Raw genomic sequence first — 10348 nt, forward strand, 5'->3', positions numbered from 1 at the left:
AGCGTGGTAGGAATCTCCGGCCTTCAGGCCGGGGAGGATGTCAAGATTCCCGTTTGCGACAGCTTCAGCCCCTTTCTCAAAGGGAGAGAGGAGTTGAGGCGATGCACAGCCCGACTGGGAATGCTCCTCTTGGCTCAATTGGCTGATGAACCAGAATCCAGCCCCTGGAGTTGCTCCCACTGGGCGGGGGTAAAGGTGCGCAGGGCTAAAGCATGTAGGCGGCCATCCTGCAGGTAAGCTTTCAGGGCCTCATTCACCAGCCGGTGCTGTTTGATCAGGGGCAAGCCCTGGAATTGTTCCGCCACCACGATGGCCTGGAAATGATGGCCATCGCCGACAGTGTCTTCCACCTGCACCCTTGCGCCGGGTAGGGCAGCCCGTACCAATGCCTCAATTTCTCGTGGATCCATGCGCTGTTGTTCCCGTTGTCTCGTCGCGTCAGCGTTGCGGAGCAATAGTGTGTCCAAGCTCGAGATCCCGCCTTGGATCTCGACCTGCTCATCCATTACCCTAGACGGTTCCGGGGCAAAACGGGATCTCTTCCGGCCCACTGCAGGCGGTGGCCAGGCTGGGATGGCTCAGCACCAAGACCTCGGTGATGGGACCGCGTTTGTGGCCCTGGGCGTTGATGGCACGGCTGGCAGAGATGGTCTGGATGGGGTAATCCCGGTACAGTTCCCGCACAAAGGGGCAATCGGAATTGGAGAGCAGCACCTGCACGCCTCGGTCGGCCAATGTTCCAAACACTTCTCGCAGGCGGATCTGTTCCGCTTCGCCGAAGGCAAACCGGCTGTAGGCGGTGAAGCTGCTGCTGGCAGAAAGGGGATGGTAAGGGGGATCCAAATAGACGAAATCCCCGGGTTCGGCTCGTTCTAGCACCTGCCAAAACGGCTGCACTGTGATCTCCACGCCTTGCAAAACCCGTGCCACGGCCCGTAGGTTCTCCGCGTCGCAAATGCGGGGATTGCGGTAACGGCCCAAAGGGACATTGAACTCTCCCCGCGAGTTCTCCCGGTAGAGGCCGTTGAAACAGGTTTTGTTCAAGTACAGCAGGCGGGCAGCCCGTTGCGCCGGATCCTCGAAACGAGCCGCGCGGATGGTGTAGTAATGGTTCCGGCTGTGGTGGGCTTGGTGGTGGCTGAGCAGGGCAATGATCTCCTCCACCTGATCCCGCACGCAGCAATACACGTTTACCAGCTCAGGGTTGATATCCGACAAAACAAAGGGCCGCAAGCCCGGCGGAGTCCTCTGGGCCAGATGAAAAAAGACCGCTCCACCCCCCAAAAAGGGCTCGTGATAGGTGTTCCAGGTGCGAGGGAAAAAGGGTTCGTATTGGCTGAGCAGTTGCCCTTTCCCCCCTGCCCATTTTAGGAAGGGACGCGCTTTAACGGCTGGCTCCGCTGGGGTGGGTTCGCAGGAGTCGGGTACAGGGTTCCAGAGTTCTTCCCGCCGCAGAGCACGCCTATGTCCAAGAGAACAAGGGTGGGTCATCGTTGGTTCAGTGATCTGGATTCTCTTCCAGCAGCTTTTCTAGCGTCTCGATCCAATGCTCCAGCTCCTCCAGCGCCTGCAACACTCCCCCTGGGTCGCTCAGATCTGCCTGCAGCAGCTGGGTGGTTTCTTCCAAAGTCAGGGATCCGGGCGGGCTGGCCAACCAACGGAGGTAGTGGGGCAGAAAGTTGCGCGGAGAACTGTGATAGCGGCGGTGACAGGCCAAGGCCACCAGGCTGGCAAGGCTAGCCTGATAGGCACTAAAGGGGTGGAGAAACAGCTCCGGCATCCCCACCCAGTAAAACTGGTGTTCCGGCAACAGTTCCACCGCATCTCCGCACAGCTCTTGACACAGCTTCAACCACTCTTCGCTCACCCAAAGAGGATAGGTTGCCACATTTTCCCATGCGGGGAGCCCCGACCGATAGAGAATCAGCTCCAGCCGACTGATCAAGCTCTGGTAAAACACCGCCTGCAACTGGGCTTCCAAATGGTGTATCAACAGGGCCTGGGCCAACTGGAGGCTGCCGGAGCGTTCCCGCCAGCGCTGCGGAGCAGTTTGCCCCTCTGGGTCGTAAAGAGCAGGCCTGCCCATGCGAGGGGATCCCACTGCTGAGGCAACCAGGTGATCCAGGAGTATTTGCTGCAAAAAGACGGTGTGAGCCTGCACCCCCCACGCTCGCGGCAGCAGTGCGGAACTCCCCTGCATCTCCTCCAGATCCAGCCAAACTTGGGGATCCTCAGGCCGGAGCCGCTGGCTGATGATAGCAAGAACCTTCAACAGGAGCTCGCTCCCGCCGGATCCCGTTTCTCCCGACCTGGGCGAGAACTCCGTTTCGCCGGGGCGAAAGGCTGTGCCCGCTGCGCGATTGGGCTTGTCTGCCTCGATTGCCGAGCCGACTTCTAGCAGCCAGGGTTTGGCCTGGGCCGCACACTCGGGGCAGAAGTCCTGCAGGGCTGCCCAGATTAGAGAGGTGGCCTCAGCAGAGGTCAGGGGCGGCACGGGATCCCCCCAGGGCGCATGCAGATCGCAGATGCGAATGGAACGTCCCATTGTTCTGCTTTTGAGGCGGTAATAGTGCTGGAACAGGTCAAACCGATCGCGGATCCCTTCCAATAGGTTCTCCAAAAAGGTCTGAGTCAGGCCCTGGCGGGCCAGATACAGCTCGGCAGCAGAGTCATAGCCCCGCCATTGGGCCTCCCACAGGTGGTCGCGGATCAGGGTGCTGAGGATAAACCCACCCAGATCGGCATGGGCTTCTAGGTGTTGGACTAGCCGCTGGTAGGCCACCCAGCGGATCTCCGCGCTGGCGTGAGTTTGTAAGCTCTGCAGCTGGACAAGAGTGTGCTCTGGGAGCGCAGCAGGCGAGTTCAGGGTCACTTGCCACAACTGCCGCCAAGCTAACCTTCCTGTTGGGTACTGTTGGTGGAGCAGGCACTCCAGAGGCTCCGGTTGTTGGTGACCCCGCTGCTGCAGGAGGCGACACAAAAACTGGCGAAAGGGGCGCAGCTCCGGCTCGGCACAAGCAGCGGCCAAGGGATCCGAGGGCCGATCCTCTCGCTCCTGCGGCGTCTCAGCTGCGGGTTCGCCGAGGGGAACGGCGGTCAGGGATTGCAGTTCCAGGGGGAAAAACAACAGCTGGCTCTGCAGGGAGATGACCCGCTCCAGATCCCTCCAGCTGGGGTCTGCCTTCGTCCAGGCCATCTCTGGTTCGGCCTCAGCCGGGATCGCTGTTGGAAGGCTGCTGCTCTCGCAACCCTCGGCAAGATGGGCTGCCAGGGCGAGCGCCTGCGTCAGCTCCGACAACTCCTGCAGCGCCACCGCCAGCTCTGGCGGGCTGAGCTGGACCACCTGCCCCCGGTAGCGCTGGGCAAACTGCTGCACCTGCTCCTCCAGTTCATTCCAGGTTAGGGCGCGCTTTTTCCCAGAGCCAGAGAAACGCTCGAAAGGGGGTTCAGCAGCAGGAAAGACCACCGGCATCAGCCTCCTAGAGATGGGGTCGTCCCTCTGTTGGCTTGTCGGCAGAGGGGTGTGCCCGCCTTTTGACCTCTGCCAAAGGGCAAATGGCTGGGGAAATCTGGGTTGGAGGTGCAGGCTGCGATCAGAGGGATCCGGATCCCTGCTATCCCCCCCTGGGGGTTCCCATCCTGGTCAGAACATAGCCTCACCGCTGCTGTGCTGCGCAAAGGCGGCAGCAACAGCCAACCCAAGCCTGAGCCATTCGGCAAGCTCGGATCCGGGATCCCGCATTCATTAAAGACTGCGACTGCGAAAACCGACGTGCCTCCTTTGGGGCAGGAAAAACCTGAGATGATTGTGACATTCTCCTTGGGCAAATGCAGCCGGCAGCGTGGGGATCCCAATTTCGGCCAGGATACGTGTTGGGACAGAATAGGCCTGCGGCCACTTGTGCAAAGGGTAAAAGAACTATCCGAGGGAGGTGACTGCATTGTTTGCCCAAGTCACTGCTGCCGCTCTGCTGGGACTCCGGGCCGTGCAGGTTACGGTGGAGGTGGATGTGGGCGGTGGCTTGCCCCAGATCACCTTGGTGGGACTGCCCGATACTGCCGTTCAGGAGGCCAAAGAGCGAGTGCGGGCGGCGATCAAGAACTCCGGCTTTGCTTTACCCCAGCGGCGGATCATCGTCAACTTGGCCCCTGCCGATCTGCGCAAAGAGGGCCCCAGCTTCGATCTGCCCATTGCCATCGGGATCTTGGCGGCCTCCGGGGTGATCGAGGGGGAAGCGCTGGCCAACACCCTGATGGTGGGGGAATTGGCCCTAGACGGCACCCTACGCCCGGTGGCCGGGGTTCTGCCTATTGCCGCCAGCGCTGCCGAGATGGGGATCCGCCGCCTGGTGGTACCCCAGGAAAATGGGCCGGAAGGAGCGGTGGTGCAAGGGATCCAAGTGTATGGGCTGCCCTCCTTGGCGGCGGTGGTGGGCTGGCTGCAAAACCCAGAGGGAGTTGAGCCGGTGCGGATCCAGCCAGAACAGATGTTGCCAACCGAAACGGAACCCCTGCTGGATTTGGCCGATGTGAAGGGGCAAGAACATGCCCGGCGGGCTCTGGAGATCGCGGCAGCCGGCGGGCACAACCTGTTGCTGGTGGGCAGCCCGGGAGCGGGCAAGACCATGCTGGCGCGGCGACTGCCCGGCATTCTGCCCCAGTTGCAGTGGGAAGAGATGTTGGAGATCACCCGCATCTACTCGGCAGCCGGCCTGTTGCGGCAAAACCTGCACCTGGGACGCCAGACCCCCCTGATCGCCCAGCGGCCCTTTCGCGCTCCCCACCATTCGGCTTCGGCAGTGGCGCTGGTGGGTGGCGGCCCCTACCCCAAGCCCGGGGAAATCTCGCTGGCCCACCATGGCATCCTGTACCTGGATGAGCTGACGGAATTCCGGCGGGAGGTGCTGGAGGTGCTGCGCCAACCCCTGGAAGATGGCAAAGTCACCATCTCCCGCGCCCGCGTTTCCCTAGAGTTTCCCGCCCAAACCACCCTGGTGGCCTCCACCAACCCCTGTCCCTGCGGCTTCTACGGGGATCCGGTTCACCCCTGCACCTGCACGCCGCAACAGCGGGAGCGCTACTGGTCCAAGCTCTCCGGCCCGCTGCTGGATCGCATCGACCTGCAGGTGCGGGTCAACCGCCTTAAGCCGGAAGAAATTGTTCGCGCCCAGGGCGGCGAATCTTCCCAAGCGGTGCGGCAACGGGTGGAACAAGCCCGGCAACGGCAACGGCAGCGCTTTCAAAACGAGCCTGGGATCCACTGCAACGCCCAGATGCAATCCCGCCACCTGCGGCAGTGGTGCTCCCTTGCGGATCCCTGTCGCAAGCTCTTGGAAAGCGCCATCCAAAAGTTGGCCCTGTCTGCGCGGGGGAGCGACCGCATCCTCAAGGTGGCCCGCACCATCGCCGATCTCGAGGGCGCGGAGGCCATTGCCCCCACCCACATTGCCGAAGCGATTCAATACCGCAGCCTGGATCGCGCTCGGCTGTAAAGCCCAAGCGCTCGGCGCCGCTGACGCGACCACCCCCAGCCCCCCTTCCAGATAGGGTTTCCCTCACTGCCAGAGCTCCGGCCTGGCCTACGGGATCCCATCCCCTGTTTTGCTGGGAAAAAGCTGCCCCCCTTGCACCTGAAGGATTTGGGCGGCCTTGAGCCAGCTGGCGTCGAAGGATCCCAGATGGGTGGTGGTAACCAAGGTTTGCACGCGCTCCTGAATGGCTTCCAAGAGCTGGTTTTGCCGCTGCAGATCCAGCTCTGCCAGCACATCGTCCAACAGCAGCAAGGGCGGATCCCTGACCACCTGCTCGATCAGCTCCAGCTCGGCCAGCTTTAGGGCCAAGACCAAGGTGCGCTGCTGCCCCTGGGATCCGTAGGCGCGGGCGGCGGCTCCGTTGATGCACAGCTCCACTTCATCCCGATGGGGGCCCACCAGAGAGCTGCCCAGGGAGTGTTCGGCGGCGGCTTTGGCGCGGATCTCGGCCAAAAACTGGGCTTGGATCACTTCGGGGCTGGCCTGGGGATCCGGCAGGGGCACTTGGGGTCGATAGGTAAGGGTCAGGGTTTCCCGTCCACCGCTAATGACCCGGTGCCAGTGAGCAGCCAAAGGCTCCAGCCGTTGCAGCAGCCGGGCGCGGCGGCGCATAATTCGGCTACCGGTGGTGGCCAGTTGGGCATCCCAGAAGGCCATCTGCGAGAACTGAACGCCAGCAGCCGCTTGCGTTAGCGGGACAGAGTCCTTGGGATCCTGCTTCAAAAGGGCGTTGCGCTGCCTGAGGATCTGGCGATATTGCTCCACCAGGCCGAGATAAACCGGCTCCAGTTGCAGCAACACCCCGTCCAACCAATGGCGCCGCGTCTCCGGAGCGCCCCGCACCAGCTCCAGATCCAGGCTGGAGAACACCACGGCATTCACCTGTCCCAAAAAGTCCGCCTGGCGGCGCAGCACCTGCCCGTCCACCTTCAGGGATCGCCTGCCGCTGCTGCGCAGCTCCATCACCAGCTCATGGGCCACACCCAGCCGTTCAACCGTGGCGGCAATCTGGGCTTGTCGCTCCTCTTGGTATACCAGCTCCCGATCCCGGCTGGCCCGCCGCGAGCGCAAGGTGGCCAACAGCTCCACCGCTTCCAGCAGGTTGGTCTTGCCCTGGGCGTTCTCCCCCACCAGGATGGTTTTGGGCGCGTCAAAGGTGATCCCTTGCTCCCGGTAGTTGCGAAAGTGCCACAGGTGCAGGAAACGCAGGTACACCAAGGGAGATGTAAAGACGCGATCAATATCTAACCAAGAACAGCCCCCGCTCTGGGGGCTTTCACTTTAACCCAACTCCAGCAGGGGCCAGAGAAGATAGAGGGGTTAACCCCGGAAACTCAGCCAGCAGGGATCCCTTCTATCCCCAGTTCCGGGTAGGCCAGATCAGCGCCTACTCAGGGCAGCCACCCCTCCGAGGCGCTCAGCCGCCAACAGGTGTAGGGCAGCGCGGGCGGAGTAGAGGGCAGCTCTGCTACGGCTGTAGTCGGCGAAGGTGTAGCTGCTGGGATCCGTACTTACGTCGCCCAACAGGTTCTGCACTTGATTCTGCAGGCTAGAGACGCTGCCGGAGTTGACGTTGGCGAAGGCCATCTCCGCTTGCAGCCGACTGAGGTACTCCTGAGCCCGGAAAGCGGCCTCGAAGAAGGAACGGCCAGGGCGGCCCATGAAACCCAGCTCCGCTTCGTAGAGAACTTTGGCTGCTTTGGCTAAGTTTTCCGCTGCTTTGGCCTGCTCGCGGGCGGCGAAGAAGTTCCCCGCCTCAAGTGAGGCTTGGGCGTTGGTGAAACTCTCCTGGCCGTGTTCCAAAAGGCGGGCAGCCTCTGGGGAAGACCCCCGCTGAGAGAGGAAGCTGGCTTCGGCCAGGTGTCGCTGCGCCTTAGCCAGATCGCGGCTGGCTCGCTCAAGATCCCGCGGGCGCTGCCAAGTTGGCTGTACCTGAAGGGGAGCTGTGGCTTTAGGAGCAGAGCGTCTGCCCCGCTGGGCTTGCGCCGGGGATCCCAGCACCAGGGGGGTGAGCAGAACCAAAATCGGCAGAGAACAACCCAGAGCGCGAGCAAAAGAGGAACGAATCGTCATTGGTCATAGACTCCAATCGACAGGACAAGCCGGTTTGGGTTATCGCGGCTCTTCTTGAGAATGGCGGAGAAAAATGACGTGAAGATGACAAGGGCAGCTCTACCGTAAATATCGATCCCTCTCCCACTTGGCTGGCCACTCGCAGGGATCCCCGATGGGCGGTGACGATCTGCTGGGCCAAGGCCAGGCCCAGACCGAACCCACCCGTATGGCGAGCACGGGTTTCATCCACCCGGTAAAACCGCTCAAACAGAGGGGGCAGATGCTCGGGGGGAATGCCAATGCCTGTATCCTTGACGTGGAGGTAAGCGCGCTGGCGCTGGCTTTCCAGGCTCACCTGCACTGTGCCGCCTGCAGGGGTGTACTGCAGGGCATTGCGCAGTAGGTTCTCGATGGCCTGCCGCAGCAGGGCAGCGTTCCCCCGCACAAGCCAACCCCCAGAAAGATCCGTCTCAGGCAGGTGGCATTGCCAGTGAAGGCCAAGGGCCTCAGCTTGGGGGCGGTATTGCTCGCTCAGCTCCTGCAACAGCGCTCGCAAATTCAGAAGCGGCAGATCCTCCAGGGGCAGGGATCCCTGCTGGCGGGCCAACTGCAGCAAGGTATCGATCAGCACGCTGAGGCGGCGGGCACCGCTCACCACCTTTTCCAGGCGAGGTTGAGCTTGTTCCGGGGCCAGCAGAGCCATTTGAGCATTGCTCATCAGGGCGGCCAGGGGGGCGCGCAACTCGTGGGAAGCATCGGCAGTGAAGCGTTGCAACTGCTCGTAGGAGCGACGAATCGGCTGCATCGCCAGCCCCCCCAAGATCCAGCCGGCCCCGCCGATCAACGCCAGCGTCAGCGGGATCCCGATCCCCAACCCCCAGCGCAAGCGACCCAGGGTAAGTTGCAGCGGTTCCAGGGGCACCGCCAGTTGCAAGTAGCCCAGTAGCTTTTCCTCCTGCTGCACCGGCAGCGTGAGCTGGCGCAACAGTAAGCCGCTCTCTCCTTCCACCGTTTGGAAACCCAGTTGGAGATGGTGAGGCGGGCCATCCAAGTCAAACAGCTCCAGAGGAGGCCGGGATCCCGTGTACTGGCGCAGGGATCCCAAGCTTTCCCTTCCGGTGCCGGGAGCAGGATCGAACCAGCGCACATAGGCCAAGTGATGGTCGAGGGGTTGGGTTTTCCCCCCCAAAAAGGGCACCTCGTTCAACACCAACCGCCACTGCCCCTGGCGCAGCTCGTACTTAATGGCTGCCGCCATGATCCCGGCCTGAACCTGCAGCTCCTCGTCAAAAGCCTGCAACTGGTTCTCCACTTCCAAGCGGTAGAAGACGGCGGCAAACACCAGCAGGATCCCCCCCATGACCCCGGCAAAGCTGCGGGCCAAGCGACGGCGGCTGTGGTGAAACACCAGGGATCCCGTCCCTCTTGTCGCAGCCTTCTGCCCCAGGTGCGGCTGAAGGGGGTGTGCCAGGGAAACCCAGTTCCAGCCCAGCCATGGGAGAGAATGCTTGTGTTCAGCTCTTTTCACCTCCATCGCCACCCCCTAGAAACTGCTTTCATGGGTTCTCTTCTGGAGAGGCTATGCGCAGCCGGTACCCCTGGCCATACACCGATTCCAGCCAATCTTGGGCCTCCACCTCTTTTAACCGTAGCCGCAACCGCCGCACCAACGCAGCCACGGCATTGCTCTCCGGCTCACAGCCCCATTCCCACACCGCCTGCTCGATCTGGCCCCGACTGAGCACCTGGTTGGGATGGCGCATCAGGTATTCCATCAATTGAAACTCCTTGCCCGAAAGCTGTACCTGCCTCCCCTGCCGCTCTAGGGTCAGGCTGGCCAAGTGCAAGTGCAGGGATCCCAGGCTGAGGCTGTCTCCTTGCCATTGGGGGGAACGGCGTCCCAAAGCCCGCACCCGTGCCAGCAGCTCCACCAGATCCACCGGCTTGACCAAATAGTCGTCCGCCCCCGCATCCAACCCCTGCACCACATCCGATGTTGCGTCTTTGGCAGTTAACATCAGCACCGGCGCACATCCCCCCGATTGGCGGTATTGCCGACAGAGCTGGATCCCGCTTGGCCCCGGCAGCATCCAATCCAAAATCAGGAGATCATAGGCTTTCTCCTCCATCAGCCAGGCAGCCATCTCCCCTTCCTTGGCACAGTCAACCACGTGGCCGCACTTGGATAGGGCAGCCTGTAAAGGCTCCAACTGTTCCGGGTCGTCCTCCACCAGCAAAATTCGCATCGTCCTGTGCGCCGTTGACCAAGACGGCCAGTTCCCACTGCCCAGGCTAGGATGGATCGCGGAAATAGCCCTCTGCAAGGGAGAGAACAACGGTGGGGTGGCCCAAAATCCATCGGTGGCAAGATCTAGGGTTTGATTTTTGGCTGGTGCTGCCCTTGGCAGGGCTTCTTTTTGTGGGGGGGGGAGAGTGGGTGACGGGCCAAGCGCTGAGCCGTCCTCGCCGGCTAGAGCAACCTTTGGCGATTCGCAGCCAGCAACAAGCCACCTTGGCTCTGGATATTCTTTCCATTCAGGCGGAGATCCGCCGCTCCCGTGGCTACACCAAGGTGGAGGTGACTACCACCAATCCCCACCTGCGCAAGCTGGAATTTGAATTTCCACAACTGGATCCAGACCAGGTGTCGGCTCAGATTGCCCAAGAGCTTGGCCTTGCTCCCGAGCAAGTGCAGCGCCTGACCCGCTATAGCTTGGACTAGAGCATGACTCTAGTCAATAATAAGCTCAACTATACTGAAA

The 10348-nt window shown here is 61.8% G+C and carries 9 protein-coding genes; 2 read left to right on the forward strand and 7 right to left on the reverse strand.

Annotated features, from left to right (window positions below; all coding sequences use genetic code 11):
- Window positions 1-134: 134 nt before the first annotated feature.
- From NW843_RS10485 to NW843_RS10495, 3 genes are read right to left on the reverse strand one after another with little or no spacing between them, the layout of a single operon-like run.
- A complete protein-coding gene (locus NW843_RS10485; RefSeq protein ID WP_414389652.1) occupies window positions 135-506 on the reverse strand; it encodes a BolA family protein in 372 nt (123 codons plus the stop codon).
- Window positions 507-510: 4 nt separating this feature from the next.
- Window positions 511-1491, reverse strand: a complete 981-nt coding sequence (locus tag NW843_RS10490; RefSeq protein ID WP_414522904.1) for a DNA adenine methylase — start codon at window positions 1489-1491, stop codon at window positions 511-513.
- 7 nt (window positions 1492-1498) lie between these two features.
- A complete protein-coding gene (locus tag NW843_RS10495; protein WP_414522905.1) occupies window positions 1499-3472 on the reverse strand; it encodes a peptidase M3 in 1974 nt (657 codons plus the stop codon).
- Window positions 3473-3941: 469 nt separating this feature from the next.
- On the opposite strand from NW843_RS10495, the gene NW843_RS10500 reads away from it, so the two are divergent.
- Window positions 3942-5492: a YifB family Mg chelatase-like AAA ATPase gene (locus NW843_RS10500; RefSeq protein WP_414522910.1), complete on the forward strand. Its 1551-nt coding sequence runs from the start codon at window positions 3942-3944 to the stop codon at window positions 5490-5492.
- An 87-nt stretch (window positions 5493-5579) separates the two neighbouring features.
- On the opposite strand, the gene recF is transcribed toward NW843_RS10500, so the two are convergent.
- From recF to rppA, 4 genes are all read right to left on the reverse strand, one after another.
- Entirely contained in the window at window positions 5580-6746 is a 1167-nt protein-coding gene (recF, locus tag NW843_RS10505) for a DNA replication/repair protein RecF (protein WP_414522906.1), read from the reverse strand.
- Between the two features lie 165 nt (window positions 6747-6911).
- Window positions 6912-7553, reverse strand: coding sequence for a DNA-binding protein (locus NW843_RS10510; RefSeq protein WP_414522907.1), 642 nt, complete (start codon window positions 7551-7553; stop codon window positions 6912-6914).
- Window positions 7483-9114: a sensor histidine kinase gene (locus tag NW843_RS10515; protein ID WP_414522908.1), complete on the reverse strand. Its 1632-nt coding sequence runs from the start codon at window positions 9112-9114 to the stop codon at window positions 7483-7485. The genes NW843_RS10510 and NW843_RS10515 overlap by 71 nt, the downstream gene beginning before the upstream one ends.
- A gap of 28 nt (window positions 9115-9142) precedes the next feature.
- Window positions 9143-9832, reverse strand: coding sequence for a two-component system response regulator RppA (rppA, locus tag NW843_RS10520; protein WP_414355523.1), 690 nt, complete (start codon window positions 9830-9832; stop codon window positions 9143-9145).
- 92 nt (window positions 9833-9924) lie between these two features.
- On the opposite strand from rppA, the gene NW843_RS10525 reads away from it, so the two are divergent.
- Window positions 9925-10308 carry a hypothetical protein gene (locus NW843_RS10525; protein WP_414522909.1) on the forward strand — a complete coding sequence of 128 codons (384 nt, stop codon included), beginning with the start codon at window positions 9925-9927 and terminating at the stop codon, window positions 10306-10308.
- The last annotated feature ends 40 nt before the right edge of the window (window positions 10309-10348 follow it).

This window comes from Synechococcus sp. R5-12 (genome assembly GCF_047502655.1).
Taxonomy (GTDB): domain Bacteria; phylum Cyanobacteriota; class Cyanobacteriia; order Thermostichales; family Thermostichaceae; genus Thermostichus.

Bases quoted from the DNA above. Each gene is read 5' to 3' on its own strand.
- NW843_RS10485 (WP_414389652.1), bottom strand. From the start codon at position 506: ATGGATGAGCAGGTCGAGATCCAAGGCGGGATCTCGAGCTTGGACACA.
- NW843_RS10490 (WP_414522904.1), bottom strand. From the start codon at position 1,491: ATGACCCACCCTTGTTCTCTTGGACATAGGCGTGCTCTGCGGCGGGAA.
- NW843_RS10495 (WP_414522905.1), bottom strand. From the start codon at position 3,472: ATGCCGGTGGTCTTTCCTGCTGCTGAACCCCCTTTCGAGCGTTTCTCT.
- rppA (WP_414355523.1), bottom strand. From the start codon at position 9,832: ATGCGAATTTTGCTGGTGGAGGACGACCCGGAACAGTTGGAGCCTTTA.